The organism is Nostoc sp. LEGE 12454, from assembly GCF_056620565.1.
The window spans coordinates 234,728-254,621 of record NZ_JBWQXL010000008.1; the positions used below are offsets into that span (position 1 = coordinate 234,728).

General features: G+C 43.4%; 20 protein-coding genes and 1 tRNA gene. 11 read left to right on the forward strand and 10 right to left on the reverse strand.

Annotation, left to right across the window (positions count from 1 at the left end; translation table 11 throughout):
* Positions 1–65: 65 nt before the first annotated feature.
* The 3 genes from ispD (at position 66) to AC1F2U_RS11810 (ending at position 2,072) form a co-directional block, all read left to right on the forward strand.
* The gene (gene ispD, locus AC1F2U_RS11800; RefSeq protein WP_480261301.1) at positions 66–749 is read left to right on the forward strand and encodes a 2-C-methyl-D-erythritol 4-phosphate cytidylyltransferase; all 684 of its coding nucleotides are present in this window, start codon (positions 66–68) and stop codon (positions 747–749) included.
* 262 nt (positions 750–1,011) lie between these two features.
* Positions 1,012–1,554: an SMC-Scp complex subunit ScpB gene (gene scpB / locus AC1F2U_RS11805; RefSeq protein ID WP_335201720.1), complete on the forward strand. Its 543-nt coding sequence runs from the start codon at positions 1,012–1,014 to the stop codon at positions 1,552–1,554.
* Positions 1,555–1,724: 170 nt separating this feature from the next.
* Positions 1,725–2,072 carry a DUF760 domain-containing protein gene (locus AC1F2U_RS11810; protein ID WP_094347414.1) on the forward strand — a complete coding sequence of 116 codons (348 nt, stop codon included), beginning with the start codon at positions 1,725–1,727 and terminating at the stop codon, positions 2,070–2,072.
* A gap of 97 nt (positions 2,073–2,169) precedes the next feature.
* On the opposite strand, the gene AC1F2U_RS11815 is transcribed toward AC1F2U_RS11810, so the two are convergent.
* Positions 2,170–3,378 carry an HhoA/HhoB/HtrA family serine endopeptidase gene (locus AC1F2U_RS11815; RefSeq protein ID WP_480261302.1) on the reverse strand — a complete coding sequence of 403 codons (1,209 nt, stop codon included), beginning with the start codon at positions 3,376–3,378 and terminating at the stop codon, positions 2,170–2,172.
* A 285-nt stretch (positions 3,379–3,663) separates the two neighbouring features.
* On the opposite strand from AC1F2U_RS11815, the gene AC1F2U_RS11820 reads away from it, so the two are divergent.
* Complete coding sequence (locus tag AC1F2U_RS11820; RefSeq protein ID WP_480261303.1) at positions 3,664–4,563, forward strand: LysM peptidoglycan-binding domain-containing M23 family metallopeptidase; 900 nt, start codon at positions 3,664–3,666, stop codon at positions 4,561–4,563.
* A gap of 64 nt (positions 4,564–4,627) precedes the next feature.
* Here AC1F2U_RS11820 and AC1F2U_RS11825 read toward each other — a convergent pair whose 3' ends face one another.
* Both AC1F2U_RS11825 and AC1F2U_RS11830 read right to left on the reverse strand, forming a co-directional pair.
* On the reverse strand, positions 4,628–5,665 hold the full coding sequence (locus AC1F2U_RS11825) for a cysteine hydrolase family protein (protein ID WP_480261304.1): 1,038 nt from the start codon (positions 5,663–5,665) through the stop codon (positions 4,628–4,630).
* Between the two features lie 39 nt (positions 5,666–5,704).
* A complete protein-coding gene (locus AC1F2U_RS11830) occupies positions 5,705–6,040 on the reverse strand; it encodes a hypothetical protein (protein ID WP_480261305.1) in 336 nt (111 codons plus the stop codon).
* Between the two features lie 23 nt (positions 6,041–6,063).
* On the opposite strand from AC1F2U_RS11830, the gene AC1F2U_RS11835 reads away from it, so the two are divergent.
* The 3 genes from AC1F2U_RS11835 to ctpC all read left to right on the forward strand — a co-directional run bounded on the left by AC1F2U_RS11835 (position 6,064) and on the right by ctpC (position 10,357).
* Positions 6,064–7,278 (forward strand): pentapeptide repeat-containing protein, encoded by a 1,215-nt coding sequence (locus AC1F2U_RS11835; protein WP_480261306.1) that lies wholly within the window; start codon positions 6,064–6,066, stop codon positions 7,276–7,278.
* A 321-nt stretch (positions 7,279–7,599) separates the two neighbouring features.
* Complete coding sequence (gene ispG, locus AC1F2U_RS11840; protein WP_480261307.1) at positions 7,600–8,826, forward strand: (E)-4-hydroxy-3-methylbut-2-enyl-diphosphate synthase; 1,227 nt, start codon at positions 7,600–7,602, stop codon at positions 8,824–8,826.
* A 247-nt stretch (positions 8,827–9,073) separates the two neighbouring features.
* Positions 9,074–10,357, forward strand: a complete 1,284-nt coding sequence (ctpC, locus tag AC1F2U_RS11845; protein ID WP_480261308.1) for a carboxyl-terminal processing protease CtpC — start codon at positions 9,074–9,076, stop codon at positions 10,355–10,357.
* A 78-nt stretch (positions 10,358–10,435) separates the two neighbouring features.
* Here the strand turns inward: ctpC and AC1F2U_RS11850 are convergent, their stop codons facing one another.
* Positions 10,436–10,621 (reverse strand): DDE transposase family protein, encoded by a 186-nt coding sequence (locus tag AC1F2U_RS11850; RefSeq protein WP_480261309.1) that lies wholly within the window; start codon positions 10,619–10,621, stop codon positions 10,436–10,438.
* Positions 10,622–10,930: 309 nt separating this feature from the next.
* Here AC1F2U_RS11850 and AC1F2U_RS11855 point away from each other — a divergent pair, with 309 nt between their 5' ends.
* The 3 genes from AC1F2U_RS11855 to AC1F2U_RS11865 all read left to right on the forward strand — a co-directional run bounded on the left by AC1F2U_RS11855 (position 10,931) and on the right by AC1F2U_RS11865 (position 11,962).
* Positions 10,931–11,476, forward strand: coding sequence for a T4SS efffector SepA family protein (locus AC1F2U_RS11855; protein WP_480261310.1), 546 nt, complete (start codon positions 10,931–10,933; stop codon positions 11,474–11,476).
* A gap of 78 nt (positions 11,477–11,554) precedes the next feature.
* Positions 11,555–11,746, forward strand: a complete 192-nt coding sequence (locus tag AC1F2U_RS11860; protein WP_114084054.1) for a DUF6888 family protein — start codon at positions 11,555–11,557, stop codon at positions 11,744–11,746.
* Between the two features lie 15 nt (positions 11,747–11,761).
* Entirely contained in the window at positions 11,762–11,962 is a 201-nt protein-coding gene (locus tag AC1F2U_RS11865) for a DUF6887 family protein (RefSeq protein ID WP_480261311.1), read from the forward strand.
* Positions 11,963–12,043: 81 nt separating this feature from the next.
* On the opposite strand, the gene AC1F2U_RS11870 is transcribed toward AC1F2U_RS11865, so the two are convergent.
* Complete coding sequence (locus AC1F2U_RS11870; protein ID WP_480261312.1) at positions 12,044–13,771, reverse strand: succinate dehydrogenase/fumarate reductase flavoprotein subunit; 1,728 nt, start codon at positions 13,769–13,771, stop codon at positions 12,044–12,046.
* Between the two features lie 311 nt (positions 13,772–14,082).
* Positions 14,083–14,400: a hypothetical protein gene (locus AC1F2U_RS11875; protein ID WP_099102821.1), complete on the reverse strand. Its 318-nt coding sequence runs from the start codon at positions 14,398–14,400 to the stop codon at positions 14,083–14,085.
* A 523-nt stretch (positions 14,401–14,923) separates the two neighbouring features.
* Between AC1F2U_RS11875 and AC1F2U_RS11880 the strand changes: the two genes are divergently transcribed.
* Positions 14,924–15,721, forward strand: a complete 798-nt coding sequence (locus tag AC1F2U_RS11880) for a hypothetical protein (RefSeq protein WP_480261313.1) — start codon at positions 14,924–14,926, stop codon at positions 15,719–15,721.
* Between the two features lie 70 nt (positions 15,722–15,791).
* Here AC1F2U_RS11880 and AC1F2U_RS11885 read toward each other — a convergent pair whose 3' ends face one another.
* The 4 genes from AC1F2U_RS11885 to pds all read right to left on the reverse strand — a co-directional run bounded on the left by AC1F2U_RS11885 (position 15,792) and on the right by pds (position 19,872).
* Positions 15,792–17,114 carry an ABC transporter substrate-binding protein gene (locus AC1F2U_RS11885; protein WP_480261314.1) on the reverse strand — a complete coding sequence of 441 codons (1,323 nt, stop codon included), beginning with the start codon at positions 17,112–17,114 and terminating at the stop codon, positions 15,792–15,794.
* Positions 17,115–17,305: 191 nt separating this feature from the next.
* Positions 17,306–17,397: transfer RNA gene (locus AC1F2U_RS11890), tRNA-Ser, on the reverse strand.
* A gap of 119 nt (positions 17,398–17,516) precedes the next feature.
* Positions 17,517–18,449, reverse strand: coding sequence for a 15-cis-phytoene synthase CrtB (gene crtB, locus AC1F2U_RS11895; RefSeq protein WP_322660204.1), 933 nt, complete (start codon positions 18,447–18,449; stop codon positions 17,517–17,519).
* A complete protein-coding gene (gene pds / locus AC1F2U_RS11900; RefSeq protein ID WP_480261315.1) occupies positions 18,433–19,872 on the reverse strand; it encodes a 15-cis-phytoene desaturase in 1,440 nt (479 codons plus the stop codon). The genes crtB and pds overlap by 17 nt, the downstream gene beginning before the upstream one ends.
* Positions 19,873–19,894 lie beyond the last annotated feature (22 nt).

A 19,894-nucleotide genomic window follows, 5' to 3' on the forward strand; every position in this document is an offset into this window, starting at 1 on the left:
TTTATTGACGCTTACTCGCTCCCTATTTTAGGGGAAAATATATAGCTTAAAGATTGAGGAATTCTGTGTATTTACTAATTCCAGCTGCGGGAATCGGAAAAAGAATGGGTAGTAACCGCAATAAACTCCTGCTAAAAGTGCGATCGCAACCAATTATTGCTTGGACTTTATTAGCCGCAGAAGCCGCCAGTACAATCAGTTGGATCGGGATTATTTCTCAGTCTAGCGATTGGCCAGAGTTCAATGTAATTCTCGCCGATCTGAAGCTGACTAAACCAGTGGAATTGATTCAAGGTGGCTCCACCCGCCAAGAATCTGTTTACAATGGCTTACAATCTCTGCCAATAGCCGCAGAACAAGTGTTAATTCACGATGGCGCCAGATGCCTGGCCACACCAGATTTATTTAACTCTTGTGCCGAGGCCATTCGCCACTGTCCTGGTTTAATTGCTGGTGTACCCGTCAAAGACACCATCAAAATTGTTGATGAACAAGGCATAATTCAAGAGACACCCGATAGACGACAACTATGGGCGGCACAAACTCCCCAAGGATTTGATGTCAAGTTGTTGAAACAGTGCCATGCTGAAGGAGTCCGTCAAGGTTGGGAAGTAACTGACGACGCCGCCTTATTTGAAAAGTGCGGCATCGAAGTCCGAATTGTCGAGGGAGAAGAGACAAATTTAAAAGTGACCACTCCACAAGATTTAGCGATCGCAGAATTTATTCTCACAAGTAGAGGCTTTTGAGCGAGCGGGTAGCAGGGGAGCAAAGAAAAAGTTGTAGTAAGTTTTCCCCTCTGCCCCTTTGCACCTCTTCCTCTTGTGTCCAATACCCAATGCCAAATTTGAAAATTTAAAAAATACTTTGACAATTTACGATATAATGCCACACACTTGTTGATTGTTAGTTGTCATGTACTAATGACCGATACTTCTCTACGAGAGGCTACGCCAACGACTACGCTCAGTACAAGTGACTAATGACCAATGACTAACGACTAATGACTAAATGATTACAGCCACAGCGACGAAGATAGAAGCAATTCTCTATTTAAAGGGTAAACCCTTGTCGCTCGGCGAAATCGCCGAGTATGCCGCGTGCGATCGCGCCACTGTCAAAGAAGGCATAATTGAACTCATGGACAATTATGCCCACCGAGATAGCGCTTTAGAGGTAATAGAAACCCCAGATGGTTACAGTTTGCAACTACGGTCTGACTTTCACGATCTAGTGCAAACGATGATACCTGTAGAATTGGGTGTAGGTGCATTACGGACTTTGGCCGCGATCGCCCTTAATAGTCCCATACTCCAGAGCGACTTGATTAACCTACGCGGTTCAGGAGTATATCAGCACGTTCCAGAACTAGTCGAACTTGGTTTCATCCGCAAACGCCGAGACAGCGATTCTCGCTCCTACTCACTCCAAGTAACCCCAAAATTCCATCAGTATTTCCAAATCGAACAACTTCCGCAAATACTTTCTACAAGTCAGAAGGAAGAACAACTAGAACTAGAACTAGAACTAAAGGGAGTGGCGAGTCGGGAGTAAAGAAGGCAATCGGGTACAGGTTACAGCGTACAGATTATTCCTTATAACTTGTCACCTGTCATCTCCCCCCTAATCTGACTCCTTCCTCTAGACTTATACCCGTGGTGAATGCGCTACTCTTGTACTATGGTTTAGAGTAGAGTTAGCAATTAAGCTAAATAAAACTGCCAATGGTGTTTAATCCTGACTTTTTGAATGACAACTCCGAGGAACACCCTAATCAACTTCTTTCCGACCACTCTGAGGAATACCCTAATCAGTTACTCAAATATCTACAGCATCAGTCTCCTGATGTTTTAGCTAGGGTTGCTCAGTCCGCCAGCCCCGAAATTAAACAAATCATCTCGCAAAATGTCCAAGGGCTAGTGGGAATGCTCCCGGCAGAAAATTTCAACGTGCAAATTACAACAGATCGGGAGAATTTAGCTGGACTTCTAGCGTCGGCCATGATGACGGGGTATTTTCTGCGCCAGATGGAACAAAGAATGCAGTTAGAGCATTTGTCTAATGGTCAATAATTAATAGTCACTAGTCAAACATTCTGGGACTATTGACCAAATAATCACTAATTCGTAATTCGGAATGACGCTCTCTAGGAATTACGAATTATTTCGACTACTTCTTTTCAGGATAAGCTCCTGATTGTACTTTGAAGGTTTGAATTTTACCGCTGCGGTTGACTTCGATCGCTATTATGTCTCCAACTTTGCTCGACTCTACCAGCCTCTGAACTTGGGCTGAAGTTTTCACTGGTTTACCGTTAACTTTTTGAATCACGTCTCCAGGAAGCAGTCCTCCACGCTTGGCTGGGGAATCATCTGTGACTCCTTTAATCACAATTCCAGCATCCTGTTGAATATTCAGTTGATTTTCTTGATTAATCTGCTGTTTTCTGATGGGAGAAAGGTCTGCCATTTCAACACCCAAGAAGGGATGTTCTACACGCCCTTTAGTAAAAAGTTCATTAGCGATGCGGGCGGCGGTTTCAATGGGGATGGCAAAACCGAGTCCTTGAGCATCAGCGCGGATGGCTGTGTTAATACCAATCACTTCGCCTTGAGCGTTTAACAAGGGGCCACCAGAATTACCAGGGTTAATTGCGGCATCAGTTTGGATAAAGCTGACTCGCTTATCGGGGACACCAACTTGAGTGCTAGTGCGATCGGTAGCGCTGATGATACCGATAGTGACAGTATTATCTAAACCCAGAGGATTGCCAATAGCGATCGCCCATTGCCCTGGGATCAGGTTTTGTGAATTGCCCAGTTTTACCGTCGGCAAATCATTCGCTTTTATTTTCACCACCGCCACATCTGTCACAGAATCAACTCCTACCACCTTCCCCTCTAAACTCCGACCATCCTTGAGGGTAACTTGCACTGTATCTGTATCTGCCACTACATGAGCGTTGGTGAGTAATTCTCCATCTTCGCTTAAAATAAATCCCGATCCTGTACCGCGCTCAATGCGTTCTTCAGGAATTGGTTGATCGTCCTCTCCAAAAAATCGCCGCAAGATGGGATTTTTCAAAGCGTCAGAGATAGGATTGGCTACTTTGCGAGTCGCATTAATTCGCACTACAGCCGGGCCAACTTTTTGCACTGCTGTCGCAATAAAATTCACGTTATCGCCCCCAGTAGCCCCAATAGCTCCGTTAGGAGAATTCGGAACTACGGATTCTGGAGGCGAAGCCATTGTCACATTTTTTAGCTGTTGGAACGAGCGATTTTGGGGAATGAGATAGCGACTGCCAAACAAACCTGCACCACCGCCAATTACCAGTAAAAACACATAAACCGCCAGTTGCTTTAAGGATAACTTCATAATTGTTTTGCTCAAGAACAGCAATGCAGTTGCTAATTTCTAAGTGTAGTCAAGCGAACGGCAAGTGGACAGATCAATTTACGAGAAATTAGGGATTGGGCATGGAGAAGAGACAAGGTAGACAAGGAAGAGGGAAAGACAAAGCAGAGACTTGTCCCCTTGTCTCCCCTGCTCCTCGGTCACTGAGCGTAGCCGTTGGCGCAGCGTCTCGTAGAGAAGTGCTGCTCCCCAATTCCCACTCTTCCCATCTAAAATCTAAAGTTAATGCGCTCTTGACCTTTATACATGACTTTACCCTTTCGTCAACTGTTTCTCTGTAGCTTAGTTAGCGCCTTGGGCCTAGTAAGCATACTGCCCTACTCAAACTCAAACAGTGCTAACGCTGCTGTGGGTGGTTGCTCGACTCCAGCCCTATCTCGCTTCCAACGCCATAAAGTCGTTCGTGGCGAAACTTTGGAGAGCATAGCGCAGCGCTACAATCTCATTCCGACAACTATTATTGGCATGAATCCAGCTTTGCAGAACGGTGCACCTGCCGCTGTTGGTAGTGTGCTTCAGATTCCTCCCTACAATGGGATTGTAGTCGAAGTGCCTCGCGGTCAAACTTGGCGACAAGTGGCGGCACAATACAAAGTTCGTGCTGATAGCCTGTTTGAGGTGAATGGCTGCCAACAAAACCCCAGAGTTGTGTTTGTTCCGGGGGTAAATTGGTCGCCCAATGGTGTTGTAACTAAGTCGCCTTTACCTACTGATACAGGTACACCAAACCGTGCATCTTTGTCTGGATATCCCTTAGCACAAGTGGCAACTGTGGGATTAGCTTACGGCTGGCAAATTAATCCTACGACAGGTGAAGTTTTCTTCCACAGTGGTGTTGACTTATTATCACCAGTTGGTACTAATGTGCTAGCGATCGCCCCTGGAACTGTAGCCTTTGCCAGCGATCAAGGTTCTTATGGCAAATTGGTCATTATTAACCACAGTGGCGGACTCCAAAGCCGCTACGCCCAGCTTGCCAGTATCAAAGTTACTGTCGGTCAGCAAGTGAAAAAAGGAGACTTACTAGGAACAGTAGGCACTAGTGGAAAACCAACATCCATTCAACCGCATCTTCATTTTGAAGTGCGTTCTAGTTCATCTCTGGGTTGGGTAGCAGAAGATCCAAAAGGCTATTTGAAAAAATGAAGTTCGTTTTGAAACGCAGAGGAAATCTCTGTGTTCCTCTGCGAAACCTTTGCGATCCTTTGCGTTAAAAAAAAGATGCTATATTTTCGCTAGATTTTACGATGTGCATTCCTGCCTCTGCAAACCTTGTAAATGCTGCATCTGCCTGTTCTGTATAGTCCACAACACCGGCGACAACAACGGGGGAAGTGCAATCTTCTAGCAGATAGATTTTTTTCGTCAGGGTAGCATCTACCTGTTTAATTTCTGTTAATAAATCGTCAATTGTCCAAGCGACGCAGTGACTTTTAGCTTGACCACCAATAATGACTGCATCATATTCTAAAAGTTGTTTAATCAGCAGCGTATTCTTTTGAGCGAGTGGACGTTGTTCAAAATCTTCCAACACTTCTGGACGTAAGATGGAATAATTTTCTGTTAAAGGATTTTCACCTTTGATTTCAAATTGCGTTTGACTCTGACGCGCCATACCGTGGAAAAATATCGCTTCTTCTACGGATGAAACTAGAGCATGGCCGATACCGCCCAACATAGAATGATAAGGCCAAACAGTAAGGGGATATTTACCGTCTTGACTGAGTTTTTTAAGGTAATGGTAAGCGTGTTTTTCTAATAATTCATAATCCCCATTAGTAACACTGTTCGCAACTGCTGGGTTGACTTTCCAGATACCTTGTTCAATATCTACTGGTGTGATGCTAGTCGCTGCTGGAGTGGGATGTTCTCCCGCAGCGTTCACCCAAAATATCGGATGGAAGATTTGGGTTGCTGTGTGAGTATCTAGAGTTGGTACAATTTTCGTAATTATTCCCAAGTTGCGATAAATAAACTCACATAATCTGACATTATCATCCACCGCCCCTTTCCCAGATTTTCCACCTACAAATAATTCAAATCCAGGGATGCAGAAGGTATTTTGAACATCAATTAACAGTAAGCAAATGCTGGTTTTATCTAAAGATGCAGGTTTGATATCGTGTTGTTTTGCCCAGATTTCAGCTTCGGCGGCACGTTCTTGATAAGGTACGCGCCAGACTTCGCCCACTTCTTCAGGATTAAAGTGTGGGGGAATTAGTAGTTGGGGTGTTATTTGAGTGTTCATAATTACAGCCGCTTTTATTCTGTAATAACATCTATAACTTCAATCCCCATCTAACTCCGCCATTAAATCAGCAACAGTTCCACTACGTACTTCACCTTTAGCATAGGCTTCACGAGCTTCTGCAACCGCCTTTACTAAGTCATCCCGTCGCTGTTGTTTGAGGCGCTTTTGGATAATATCTACAAGAATAGCCTGAGCTTCTGGATCTAATGCTTCTACCGCTTCTATGGCTTTCTGGAATGTAGATGTTTTTTCTAGCATTGGCGTCAAAGAATTTGATGATAAGTCTAATTTAGCTAGTGATAGGGGCGATCGCTCCTCATCCTCTTTACTTAATAGTATATTTGTATTATTAAATAAATTTAGCGTTAGCAAAGCTTAACGAAGTTATCGCTCTTATGAACCGAGATGAATTACTCAAACGCTATGCCGCAGGTGAGAGAGATTTTTCAGGAGTTGACCTTAGTCGTGCTAATCTCTATGGAATTGACTTGAGCAGTGCGAATCTAAGTAGAGCTAATCTCAGTTATGCAAAACTAGGTGATGCGAACCTTCAAAGCACTAATTTGCATCAAACCGATCTAAGTTATACCAATCTAAGCTATGCCAATCTGAGTGATGCCAATCTGAGTGATGCTAATTTGTATGGTGCTGAATTAAATGGTGCCGAACTGAGCAACACTAATCTAAGTCGTGCCAACTTACAAGGAGCATCAGAGATAAATGGTGGGAGCAATGTTAACCTGAGTGATGCCGATCTAAGACAGGCTAGGCTAGCGGATGGTGAACTGATAAACTCCAACTTGAGTGGAGCTAATTTAAGCCGTATTGACCTCAGTCACTTTTATTATTTTGAATTAAAAAATGTCAATTTGAGTAGTGCCAATTTACAGTATGCCGATCTGAGGGGTATGGATTTAAGTAGTGTTGACCTCACAAATGCTGACTTAAGTTATGCAAACTTAATTGATACTCTTTTAGTTGGAGCAAATCTTAGTGGTACTATCCTAAAAAATGCTCTATATACAGATCCAGATTTACCTGCTGATATTGAACAACTTTCTCAAGCATACTTCATTGCTCCTGGTGTCAATTTGAGCAGTGCCAACTTAAGTAAAGCATGGCTGGAATACCAAGACTTGAGTGGTGCTGATTTGAGTCATGCAAACCTGAGTTATGCCAACTTAGAATATGCTAATCTCATTGGTGCTAACTTGACTGGTGCTAACTTGAATAGTGCGAAATTGTCTAGAGCTATTTACAGTTCAAAGACAATTTTTCCACCTGAAATTGATTTAACTAACGCAACCTACATTGGTGCTGGTGCCGATTTATCAAAGTCTCAATGTAATTTAAGAGGTTTTGACCTACAGAACTTTGACCTAAGCAGTAGTAACTTGAGAGGTCGCAATCTTAATAATGCTAATCTAATTGGTGCTAATCTAAGCAATGCTAACTTGAAGAATACTTCTTTAAAAAACGCTAATTTACAGCAAGCTAATCTGAGTTACGCCAATCTTGAACAAGCAGACTTGAAAGATACAAACCTTGAGGGTGCTATTTTTTACAATACAATCATGCCTGATGGTAGTATAAAGAATGATAATTTATAGTTAAATTATTATTGCAGTTTGGGTCATAGAATTACGATGGTATTGGTAGTATTTATGACACAATAAGAATGCGATCGCTTCCTTAAGCTTTCCTACTGAACGTTGCGCGATCGCTACTCAAGCTACTCAGTTAAAAAAATTTTCAGCAATATATCTGTAATAAATGAGCAAAACCTTTGAATTGCTCTTTATTTCTTTGCCTGTCTTATTTTCCTTTTTTTTCTATCTAATCACCAAAAGAGCCACCACCTGTGGCAATCTGGGAAACAGAGATTTATCAAATCTGATATTTTAACCACAGCAAATTTACCTAATCAGGTTATGCAAACTCTGCCCATAGTAGATACTTCAAATACTACATCCAGCCAACCTACCTTTGATACAACTATCAAACGGCGTAAAACCCGTCCCGTAAAGGTGGGAAATGTCACCATTGGCGGTGGCTACCCCGTTGTAGTACAGTCAATGATTAACGAAGACACCCTTGATATTGATGGTTCCGTGGCTGGTATTCGTCGTCTGCACGAAATTGGCTGCGAAATTGTCCGCGTCACAGTGCCGAGTATGGCTCATGCTAAAGCTTTAGCAGAAATTAAACAAAAATTAATAAAAACTTACCAAGACGTGCCCATTGTGGCTGATGTCCATCACAACGGACTAAAAATCGCCGTGGAAGTCTCCAAGCACATAGAAAAAGTGCGGATTAATCCAGGGTTATATGTCTTTGAAAAGCCCAACGTCAATCGAACCGAGTATACTAAAACCGAATTTGACGAGATCGGCGATAAAATCCGCGAAACCTTAGAACCTCTGGTAGTTTCTTTGCGCGATCAAGGTAAATCGATGCGAATTGGAGTAAATCACGGTTCCCTCGCTGAAAGGATGCTATTTACCTACGGTGACACCCCAGAAGGCATGGTGGAATCTGCCATAGAATTCATCCGCATCTGTGAATCTTTGGATTTCCGCAACTTGGTAGTTTCCATGAAAGCCTCACGAGTCCCGGTGATGGTAGCCGCCTATCGCCTCATCGCCAAGCGCATGGATGAACTGGGTATGGATTACCCGTTACATTTAGGCGTTACGGAAGCCGGTGATGGCGAATACGGGCGAATTAAATCCACAGCTGGTATTGCAACCTTACTGGCTGATGGTATTGGTGATACAATCCGCGTCTCACTCACAGAAGCACCAGAAAAAGAAATACCCGTTTGCTACAGCATTCTCCAAGCTTTGGGATTGCGAAAAACGATGGTGGAATACGTCGCTTGTCCTTCCTGTGGACGCACTTTGTTTAATCTAGAAGAAGTACTGCACAAAGTCCGGGAAGCCACTAAACACTTAACTGGGCTAGACATCGCAGTTATGGGTTGTATTGTCAATGGCCCCGGAGAAATGGCAGATGCCGACTATGGCTATGTTGGTAAAACACCTGGTTATATTTCTTTGTATCGTGGTCGAGAAGAAATTAAAAAAGTCCCAGAAGATAAAGGTGTAGAGGAATTAATTAACCTCATTAAGGCAGATGAACGCTGGGTAGAACCATAAAGGGAGCAGGGGAGCAGGGGAGCAGGGGAGCAGAGGAGAAGTTGCAGTAAGTTTTTCTCCTCTGCCCCTCTGCACCTCTGCCTCTTATGCCCCATACCCAAAAACTTTGTATCTTTTAACCATCAAGGTCGCCGGATTGTCAAGTATTTTGTTTAAATTAAGGATACATACTCGGTCTGTACAGTGGTAGCCTGTGTTAGATTGAGCATACTGACTATATTATTTTCCCTCTGACGCAGCTGTCATTATGGTGATTACAAAAAGTAGGCTTGTTTTGGGTGCTACGGCAGTTACACTCTCCACGATCGCTGTTACTAGCCTTGGCATTCATTCGCGAGGTCAGGCTTTATTTAAAGCAAGTCCAAAAGAATTAGTAGATGAAGTTTGGCAAATTGTTCAACGCCAATATGTCGACGGTACTTTTAATCAGGTAGATTGGCAGGCTGTTCGTAAGGAATACTTGAGCAAGTCCTACAGTAATCCGCAAGATGCGTATAAGTCCATTCGGGAAATGCTGAAAAAGCTAGAAGACCCATACACCCGATTTATGGACCCATCGGAATTCAAGAATATGCAGGTGGATACCTCTGGAGAATTGACAGGGATTGGGATCACCATTAGTCAGGATGAAAAAACCAAGCAATTAGTTGTAATTGCGCCAATTGAAGATACACCAGCCTTTAAAGCTGGTGTTTTAGCAAAAGATATCATTCTCAAAATTGACGGCAAAGATACTAAGGGCATGGATACTAATCAGGCAGTGTCCTTGATTAGAGGTGAAGCAGGATCTCAAGTTAGCTTGACTATTCAGCGTGACGGTAAGACAAAACAGTTTGACATCAAACGGGCGCGAATTGAAATCCATCCAGTTAAGTTTTCTGAAAAGAAAACCCCAGCCGGAAATCTTGGTTACATCCGCTTGAACCAGTTCAGTGCCAATGCTGGTAAAGAAATGCAAACCGCCATCAAAAATTTAGAAAACAAAAAGGTAGCCGGATATATTCTCGATCTGCGTGGTAATCCAGGTGGCTTACTCTTTTCCAGTGTGGATATTGCGCGGATGTGGATAGATAAAGGTAAGATTGTCTCCACCGTTGAACGCCAAGGAGAGGCAGAAAAGGAAGAAGCAAACGGAAAAGCCTTGACAAATAAACCGTTGGTGGTGCTAGTAGATAAAGGTTCCGCTAGTGCCAGTGAAATCCTCTCAGGAGCTTTGCAGGATAATAAGCGTGCTACTTTAGTCGGTACTCAAACCTTTGGTAAGGGACTAGTGCAATCGGTGCGTCCCCTGGAAGATGGTTCAGGATTAGCGGTAACAATTGCTCATTACTATACTCCCAATGGTACAGATATCAATCACAAAGGCATTTCGCCAGATGTGAAGGTGGATTTGACCAAAAAACAGATGGAAGATTTGTGGCTCCATGAACGCGACAAACTTGCGACTCTTGCAGACCCTCAATTCGCTAAAGCGGTGGAAGTGATAGGTAAAAAAATTGCTGCTCAGGGCACACCTACAGCAGAAAAATGAAGAGTTAGGAATAAAGTTAGGAGTGAGTAGTGAGGAGTTAGAAATAAAGGCCGTCACTGTCAACTTCTAACTACTAACTTAAACTGGTTGGCACTTCCCAGCCCTAATGAGTCCAACCCGTCGAGCGATCGCTTCTTCTTGCGAATTAAAAGGCCCCCACTGTTCTATAATTTCTAGATTATCATCGCCAACTTGGTGGCTGGGGATAATTTCACAGTTTCCAGCAGAACGTTTGACAATATACCAAGTTTGTGAATTGTTCATATTTTAAATAAAAATCTTGTTTTTATAGTAAGAATTTTACGGCATACAGAAAATATCTGCGCACTTGCTGAATCTGGGATTTAGCAAGTGTAATCGTATAATCAGCTTTTTACAGATCAATAATATCTTAGATGCTTGATAGTCGTTTCTGTAGCTAACTCTACACTCAAAAGATTTTCTCTGTTAATTTACTATCTTTTGGCCGTAGCAGAAAATCTGCATGGACTGATACAGATTAGAAAGTAGTTGGCATTTATAATATATATATGTTACATTTATATATAGATAAGAGTAAATACACAAGGATATATGATGCCAGTTATCAGAATACCTGATCCCATTTACAAAAGGCTCCAAGCCCTGGCTGTTCCTTTCGAGGATACACCCATCACTGTTATTGAGAAGTTATTGAATGAATATGAGGCACGTTATCAGCCTCAGCAAGTTTCTGAAACTGAAAATTATAGAGTTCTTGAACCTGATGCTGTAAGCAATTTGCACCATACCAAAGTGCTTCGAGCCGTCGTTGGTGGTCAGGAAATTCATCAACCGAACTGGAGCAAAATCGTTGATGTAGCGCACGAAATTGCTATTCGACAAGGATTTTCTATAGAGGATCTGATCAAACTAACTCTATCTAACGTCGTTAAGGGTGAAAAAATTAATTCTGGTTTTCACTACTTGCCAGAGATAAACATTTCGATACAGGGTGTAGATTCAAATTTAGCGTGGCGTAACACTTTGCACTTAATGAAGAATTTGAAAATGCCAATCGAAATAGACTTCAAGTGGCTCGACAAAGAGGGAGCAGCATATCCCGGTGAGAAGGGGAAGTTCATTTGGAATGCTAAATAGGATGTGAGAATCACAACTAGCATCGCTGGATGAGTTTATATTAATAAATTTGTTACATATAAATTAATAGAAAAATTCATGGACGAGCTACAACCAAGAGTAGAACAGCTACAATCGTTATATAGACTTTGCCATCAACTTACAAATGTGATGTTTCAGCCAATTCATATCGTGCGATTAGATGAACGATCGCTCAATATATTTATATTAGCTGGGCAAGATGAAGGAATAGAGCTAGAAATTAAGCCAGATGGTAGTATAGAACCATGAATGTAGTATAGAACTATGAATCAGGTAAACTATACAGCAATGAGCGACCAAGAGCTAAAGAGTTACCTTCTTACCCACAAGGATGATAAGGAAGCCTTTTATGCTTACATGGATAGACGAAAATCTCGTCATCATGATGCTGCAATAAAATTAAATGATCCGGCTTGGGAAGAAAAGATAATAGCTGTGATTCAGAAACAATTAGGTTCTGATTGATAACTTAATCATTTCATATTCTTAATCGAGGTGGACAAAATTTTTATAGTCCCCTCGATTTCTTACTAAATTTACCTTTGCTTAGTACTTCCGCTCTTTTGGCTCAAACATAGTAATCGCCACCGGTCGATATTGAATATCAATTCCCGCTGGTGAGTAGTAAGCCATTGTATGTTTGAGGAAGTTAGCATCATCTCGTTCGCAATAATCTTCGCGGAAATGAGCGCCACGACTCTCTTGACGATTTAAAGCTGATGCCAAAATAGTCTGTCCTACTACCATCAAACTTCTCAATTCCAAAGCTTCTACGAGTTCCGTATTCCAGCAACTACCTTTGTCATCTAAATAAATTTGCGGGTATTTTTGTTGTATTTCTTCTAGTTTCTGCAAACCTTCAGTCATTAATGCCTCAGTGCGGAAAACACCACAGAACTCAGTCATACAATCCTGAAAAGCTTCACGGACTTGGTTAATTCGGTACTGTCCTGGTTGTTCTAGCAAAGCTTGAATTTGTTGCTGGGCTTCTGTTACATACCGTTGTTCATCTACAGAGGGTAACTTACGTTTTTGCACAAATTTGGCGATCGCAGCTCCAGTTCTTTTACCATAAACTACGCATTCCAGCAGGGAATTACTCCCCAAACGATTTGCACCATGTACGGAAACACAAGATGTTTCACCCGCAGCAAAGAAAGCATCAACGAAACCATCGCCACTACTGCGAACTTGACCATCGGTGTTAACTGGTATACCACCCATACAATAGTGAATTGTCGGGCGGACTGGCATCGGTTGAGTTACTGCGTCAACACCTACTAAACGATGGGCTTCTTCCCAGCAGAAGGGAACACGACTCATAATTTTTTCTTTGCCTAGATGGCGTAGATCCAGATAAACAAAGGGGCCACCAGCACTTCCATCAAGATGAATACCACGTCCGGCGCGAATTTCGTAAGCGATCGCTCGTGAGGTAATATCACGAGGAGCTAGTTCCATGCGACTGGGTGCATAATTCGCCATAAAGCGATCGCCTTCACTATTAATTAAATACGCCCCTTCTCCCCGTACTGCTTCCGAAATCAGAACCCCTACCGGATATAAACCAGTGGGATGAAATTGGACAAATTCCATATCTTCCAGGGGCAAACCTGCGATCGCAGTCATTGCTAAACCATCACCCGAAGAAGCGTAATCATTAGAGGTGGTGTTATAAACGCGACCATAGCCCCCTGTGGCAAACATCACCGCCTTGGCTCGCACCACCTCGATATGTCCATCCAAAAGATGGAACATGACCACACCCTTCGCCTCATTTTCTTCCAAAATGAGACGCATCACGTACCACTCTTCATAAACTTGCACCCCATAACGCCGCAAATTGTTAACCAATTCGTGCAAAATCGCGTGACCGGTTTTGTCAGCTGCGTAGCAAGTGCGGTTGTGAGAATGTCCGCCAAAAGGTCTTTGGGCAATGCGCCCATCGGGTAAGCGAGAGAACAAAACGCCGAGATGTTCTAAGTCAATCACCACATCTGGCGCTTCTTGGGCGAGAATCGCTACAGCATCTTGGTCTGCTAAGTAATCAGAACCCTTGACAGTATCAAAAGCGTGTGCTTCCCAACTATCTTCGGAATCAACATTTTTCAGCGATGCAGCCATACCACCTTGAGCTGCAACCGAGTGAGAACGAATTGGGTGGGTTTTGGCAACCACAGCAATATTTAAACTAGGGTCAGTGCGGGCAATTTCTACAGCAGCGCGACATCCCGCCAATCCGCCCCCGACAATAATCACATCGTGTTCCAGCATAATTACCCCACTGATTGCAAACCACTGCTGTTCTATTGTAGAGACGTGATTAATGAGCTAGTGGGTTGTAACAATAGCATCTCTACAAAAAAATTCCCTGCTTCTATACAGGGACGTTGTAACAAATTTTGAAATTAGGAGTGAAAAGTTAAAAACAAAGATAGGACTTACGCAAAAATCGCTCAAAAGCTTAATTTGTCGAACCGCCAAGACGCCAAGACGCCAAGAATTCGTAAAGTGTGCGTAAGTCCTAAAAGAGTTATGGCACAGATGAAGTGACTCATAACTCATAATTCATAACTCCTAACTTTTTAGCTAGTTGCTTGTACAGGTTGTTGCTGAGAGACATTACCTGGTATGGGTTCCATTTTAGTTCCTGGCCCTACAGGACTGACTTCAATATGATTTAACAAGGTAGTGACAAACGCGAACAACAAGAAAGGTAGCGATAACAGAACAACGAGACCCGCTGTTGCTAAAGCGTACACGGGTCGCTTGGCACCCATCAATGCCAAGGCTGATGCCAAACTTAGGGTAATTGTAATCAACCAAACAATTATTTGACCGTAGATATCACCGAAAGTCAGGGTACAGACAAACCGGTACTTTTGAATATTATTTTCGCTCATCACATTTGCCTCAAGTCTCTCCTAATAGGTTCTACGTTAGAACTATGTTTGCCTTGTAGGCAATTTCTAAATATTTTTGCAAGCTTTGTAATATCACTTCACAATCTAACTGCCTTTGGCGGCAAGGCAGCTATGATAAAAAACTTCTTTCGTTTATGAAAAAGATGGCAATCGCGATCGCCTTCTTAATAAAGACTATCTTAGTTTTAAGCAAAGAGACTATTTGTCATCTATCAAATTCAGGATATTTAAAATAAATATATCAATTCTATTTAATTTGTGAAAATTGCAACCCACAAATTCCCGACCTTGTAAAAGTTGTTGGGTATCTTGTTTTTCGCGAGTGATTCAGGATTGCTATAAAATTTAATTTTTTACTAGTAAATATTAACTAGAGAAATCAAGTAAAGTCAGAATGCAAAAACCGATTTTTTGATGTTAAATTTTGAATATTGCCCGAATTTGTTGACTTAAATCAACAAAAATCTTTATTTTTCGTGGCAACATTGTTTTAGGAGTGAACGTGAATACTATTTTTCTTCGTAAAGGTGTTTTTTGGTTGCCAAGTTTAGCTACTCTTGCATTCCTGAGTAGCGGTTTATCTGCAAGCGCCCAGACAGTAGACAAGTTGAGCAATCAGCCATTAACTGAACCTTCCGCAACCGTAGCGTCTCCCAACGAGTTTAGCCAAAACCTCTCTACAGAAACAACTGAAACTTTTACAGTTAGAAATCTAACTCAGGTACAGGAAAACGCTGGTGTAACACCTACACCTGTTCCCGGCACAGTGGCAACCTCATCTGCAACGCTCACCTCTGAACCTGTACAACCGACTTCTCAAACAACTGCTCAACCATCTGCTCCCAAAGTGGCGCAATCTGATATTGATTTAGGTAGAACTACCAGTGGTGGTAGTAGCTATCTTGGGATCGCTGCTAACATTGGTTTGAGTGGTGGTGACACGTCTTTGGGCGACGGTAACTTTGCGGTAGTTAGCAAAATTGGACTGACGAATTCTATATCAGTACGCCCCTCAGCCATATTTGGGGATGACACCACAGTTCTACTTCCGATCACCTACGATTTTACCTTTAAATCAGCAGATGCTTTTAGCGAACCACTAGCGATCGCACCTTACGTTGGAGTAGGTGCAGCTTACAAAACTGGTGATGATTCGCAATTTGCCTTTTTGGTGTCTGGCGGCATTGATGTGCCTCTAACTTCTCAATTTACGGCAACAGCTGCTATCAATGCTGGATTTTTCGATGAAACTGATATCGGCTTGTTATTAGGAGTTGGTTATAACTTCAGTGGGCTTTAAGAATTAGGAGTTAGGAATTAGGAGTTATTAAGATTAAATTCATAACTCATCACTCCTAACTCCTAAGTTTCTACTTAGGGGTAACTTTGTCAATCACCTTGATTGTGCCATCGTCTCCTACTGTCCAAACATCGTATACACCCACGACATCGCCGTTAGCATCAACATCTACGTTGCCGCTAGCTCCTTGATAGTTAATCTTTTTACCATCTTTAAGTAACTTTAGTCCCTCGCAGACATCAGTAACTTCTGTGCCAGGCCCATCAGCAACTTCCCGGATTTTGCTGGCTATACCAACGCCTGTATTTTCCTTAGCAGCTTGTGCCGCCAATGTTAATAAAGCAGCTGCATCCCAAGCTTGAGGAGCGTATTCTCCTGGCGCACCACCTTTTTTATCCTTCCACAGCTTGTTGAAAGCTTCTAAAGCTTTACCATCGGAACCCGGTACTGTACCGATCGCTCCTGTTAAAATATATTTACCATCACCGCCTTTGCCAACTTGTTCGGGAAAAGTAGGTGATTTTACCCCATCTGTCAGCAGAACCTGTACTCCCTTCGCCACACCTTGCTGATAGGCGGCTTTCAGGAACAGACTACCAGTTTCTGCATACAGTACAGCCAGAACTGCATCCGGCTTCCCAGCAAAAGCAGCCGCCGCTTCTGTATCAAATGTTTGAGCTTTTGGATCGTAGCGGACAGGTTTATCTTTATTAACTATAGTTCCACCCAATTTTTCAAAAGTTTGCACGAATGCTTTTTCAAACCCTACGCCATAGTCATTATTAATTACGACTGTAGAAACTCGCTTGAAACCTTTTTTTCTGGCAAGTTGGGCTAAAGCTAGTGCTTGGTAGGTATCGGGAGGAGCGGTACGCGCCCAAAAGCCTTTATAGTCGCCTTTTTGAGCCTTGTCGGTAAAGACGGGACTGGTACTACCAGGAGAAACCAGCATAACTTTATTCGGCGTGGCAATGGAGACTGCTGCACTAGAAACGCTACTGGCAAAGGAGCCAACGACACCTGCTACTTTATCTAAAGTTGCTAGTTTGGTCATACCGGCAGCTCCAGCTTTTGGGTCGGTTTGGTCATCTACTTGCACCAAAGTAACAGGTTCGCCATTTACCCCACCGCAAGCGTTGACCGTATCGACCAGTAAAGGTATGGAACCTAACATCTGCTGTCCTACAGAAGCCAAGTCGCCTGTCGTCGGTAACAGGGAACCAATTTTTAGCCCGTTAGCACTGCTTGTAGTAGTTGAGTTTGCCGCAGGGGTAGCGGTACTTCCGTTGTTAGCTGTGCCGTTAGGGTTACTGCTATCACCACAAGCCCCAAGTAGAAACCCTGCCGCGAGGGTAGCTATACTTAAACTTAAGGCGGCACTAAATTTTTTCATAAATCACTTGTACTCCTCAGATATCTAGGAGTCTAAAACTTAAGCGTCAAACTAGGTTTGTAACTAGCTGGATCTTATCAAGACTCCAAAGGATAAATCATATCATCCATCTTTAGGAGTAGAAATCTTTACGCCGATATTAGTATTTCTTTTTTACACAGAATATACTCTGTGTATCAAAAGCTGAAAAACGGAGAGGGAGGGATTCGAACCCTCGGTACGGAGTTGCCTGCCGTACAACAGATTAGCAATCTGCCGCTTTCGACCACTCAGCCACCTCTCCTGACTCACGAATATCAATGTTACCAGACTTGTCGGTAAGAGTCAATAGTCATTTGTCATTGGTCATTTGTCATTTATAAAACACTGATGACTAAGAACTAGAGACAAATGACTAATTTTTTAAAGGACTTGCGATCGCATCCAAGCTATGGGCAAGGTGCGTAACTTTTTCCACTGGGGAACGAAAGCCCGCTGACTGAATACATCGTAATCATTACGTTCAATCGCCTCTAAAATTTGACCGTACAGCATTGATGCTGCCCACACAGGCCAACGGGCATCGGATGCTAGATAAGTAATTCCCTGGTCGGATGTGGTGTAAAATTGGCGGGCGCGGTCAATTTGAAAGCGCATCAATGCCCGCCAACGATCGTCTACCACACCTTTGAAGAAGTCTTGCTCGGTATAGTTGAATTTTGCCAAGTCTTCCAGGGGAATGTAAATCCGTCCCCGTTTGGCATCTTCTCCCACATCCCGCAGGATGTTGGTGAGTTGATTGGCAATTCCGAGAGCGATCGCTTCTTCTATGGGAACATAAGGTTGTTTGTTCTGTTGCCACGGTGCTGCATATATGGTGTTATCCACACCCATAACTGATGTTGACATTAAGCCAACAGTGCCAGCAACGCGGTAACAGTAGAGGTATAAATCCTCAAAGGTTTCATAACGACTGCGATATAAGTCCATACGCTGACCGGCAATCATATCCCGAAATGGTTGAATGTCCATCGGAAAGCGCTGGAGAGTATCAACTAAAGCTACATCGTAATTTTCTAATGGACGCCCCGCAAAAATCGATTCCAGCTGCTGTTCCCATAGGTCTAGGGTTTCTGGCGTGGTAATAGCAGATGCGGGGCCATCCACCAATTCATCTGTACGGCGACACCAAGCGTAAATTGACCAAATAGATTGACGTTTTACCGGACTCATCAGCAAAGTACCCAGGTAAAAGGTCTTGGCATACTTTGCTGTGAGATGCCGACAAAGTTTGTATGACTCGTCTACAGAGACCAGCGTTTTCATGCGCGGCGGGGAATCAGGCAGTTGCAGCATTCGTTGCGGGCGGTCGGGTGAGCGTTTGCAGGTTTGAGGAATTTGCTACCGGGAGGGCCTCAGAAATCGCCTGCGCTGTCAGCTTACCAGAAAGTACGGCACCTTCCATACTGGCTAGGTAGCGTTGCATGGTGTAATCCCCGCTGAGATAGAAGTTACTAATGGGGGTTGTTTGCGAGGGACGGTACTGTTGACGACCAGGGGTCGCTTTGTAAACTGAACGGGGCGTTTTCACCACATGAGATTTCAGCAATGTTGCTGGATTCTCTCCCCCAAAGTGGTCGGGGAAGAGTTTTTCTAACTCGGCAATAGTTGCAGCCACAATCTCCTCATCGGATTTGGCAATCCAATCTTTTGCCGGGGCTAGAACTAATTCCAGCATCGAGCGTTCGGGGTTGGCGTATTCACGGCAGGTATTGCTCATATCAGCATAAACGCTTAGGAGGGGCGATCGCGAGAATAGCAAGTGATCAATTTGCGTAAGTTTACGATCGAACCACAAATGCACGTTAATCACAGGCACGCCTTCCAAGCCTTCTAGCTTTTGGAAAAACTCCATTTCTTTCCAAGGTGCTGGCAAAATCACCTTTAGGGGGTCAACCGGCATGGCAGATACATACAAATCCGCCGTGAAAACTTCATCTTCGTCTCCATTCAACCCCCGCATCAAGTATCCTTTGACGCTACCATCGGCGTTTAGCAAAATCTCTTTTAAAGGGGCATTCAAGCGGACTTCTCCACCGCGTTCGGTGATGTAATCTACTATCGGCTGACACAATCGTTCTGTTGGCGAACCATCCAGAAAGGCCATTTTCGAGCCTTTTTTTTCTTGGAGGAAACGATTGAGGGCAGTTAAAAGAATGGTTGCCGAAATTTCATCTGGCCCGATGAAGTTCAGCGACTTGGCCATGGCAATAAAAACTTCTTTATTGACCCGTTCTGGAATTTTGTGTTTACGCAGCCAATCTGTCCAGGAATATTTGTCCATTTCTTCAACGTACTTTTGCCCCTGAATCATGGCCGGCAATAATCCGATGCCAAAGCGGATTTTTTCTGGCCATGTCAGCATGTCGTTGTTTCGCAGAATTGCCACTATACCATTAATTGGTGCCGGCAAATCTGGGAAATCAAAGCGACTGTAAGTACCTGGTGCATCCGGCTGGTTGAAGATCATTGTGTGTTCTTTCCACTGCAATCGATCTTCAATATCCAGTTCTTTGAATAACTGCAACATATTGGGATATGCGCCAAAGAAGATGTGCAGACCTGTTTCGTACCAGTCTCCATCAGCATCTTTCCATGCGGCCACTTTACCGCCTAGAACGTCTCGACGTTCCAAGACAATGGGTGTGTGACCTGCGTCTGTAAGATATTTCGCGCAGGAAAGTCCTGCTAGTCCCGCTCCCGCGATCGCTACTCGCATGTAACCCTACTGCTCTTCAATA

Bases quoted from the DNA above. Each gene is read 5' to 3' on its own strand.
- AC1F2U_RS11815 (WP_480261302.1), bottom strand. From the start codon at position 3,378: ATGAAGTTATCCTTAAAGCAACTGGCGGTTTATGTGTTTTTACTGGTA.
- AC1F2U_RS11875 (WP_099102821.1), bottom strand. From the start codon at position 14,400: ATGAGCGAAAATAATATTCAAAAGTACCGGTTTGTCTGTACCCTGACT.
- AC1F2U_RS11825 (WP_480261304.1), bottom strand. From the start codon at position 5,665: ATGAACACTCAAATAACACCCCAACTACTAATTCCCCCACACTTTAAT.
- AC1F2U_RS11835 (WP_480261306.1), top strand. From the start codon at position 6,064: ATGAACCGAGATGAATTACTCAAACGCTATGCCGCAGGTGAGAGAGAT.
- AC1F2U_RS11870 (WP_480261312.1), bottom strand. From the start codon at position 13,771: ATGCTGGAACACGATGTGATTATTGTCGGGGGCGGATTGGCGGGATGT.
- AC1F2U_RS11810 (WP_094347414.1), top strand. From the start codon at position 1,725: ATGGTGTTTAATCCTGACTTTTTGAATGACAACTCCGAGGAACACCCT.
- AC1F2U_RS11885 (WP_480261314.1), bottom strand. From the start codon at position 17,114: ATGAAAAAATTTAGTGCCGCCTTAAGTTTAAGTATAGCTACCCTCGCG.
- AC1F2U_RS11865 (WP_480261311.1), top strand. From the start codon at position 11,762: ATGAATCAGGTAAACTATACAGCAATGAGCGACCAAGAGCTAAAGAGT.
- AC1F2U_RS11855 (WP_480261310.1), top strand. From the start codon at position 10,931: ATGATGCCAGTTATCAGAATACCTGATCCCATTTACAAAAGGCTCCAA.
- AC1F2U_RS11820 (WP_480261303.1), top strand. From the start codon at position 3,664: ATGACTTTACCCTTTCGTCAACTGTTTCTCTGTAGCTTAGTTAGCGCC.
- ctpC (WP_480261308.1), top strand. From the start codon at position 9,074: ATGGTGATTACAAAAAGTAGGCTTGTTTTGGGTGCTACGGCAGTTACA.
- ispG (WP_480261307.1), top strand. From the start codon at position 7,600: ATGCAAACTCTGCCCATAGTAGATACTTCAAATACTACATCCAGCCAA.
- AC1F2U_RS11860 (WP_114084054.1), top strand. From the start codon at position 11,555: ATGGACGAGCTACAACCAAGAGTAGAACAGCTACAATCGTTATATAGA.
- crtB (WP_322660204.1), bottom strand. From the start codon at position 18,449: ATGCTGCAACTGCCTGATTCCCCGCCGCGCATGAAAACGCTGGTCTCT.
- AC1F2U_RS11850 (WP_480261309.1), bottom strand. From the start codon at position 10,621: ATGAACAATTCACAAACTTGGTATATTGTCAAACGTTCTGCTGGAAAC.
- pds (WP_480261315.1), bottom strand. From the start codon at position 19,872: ATGCGAGTAGCGATCGCGGGAGCGGGACTAGCAGGACTTTCCTGCGCG.
- scpB (WP_335201720.1), top strand. From the start codon at position 1,012: ATGATTACAGCCACAGCGACGAAGATAGAAGCAATTCTCTATTTAAAG.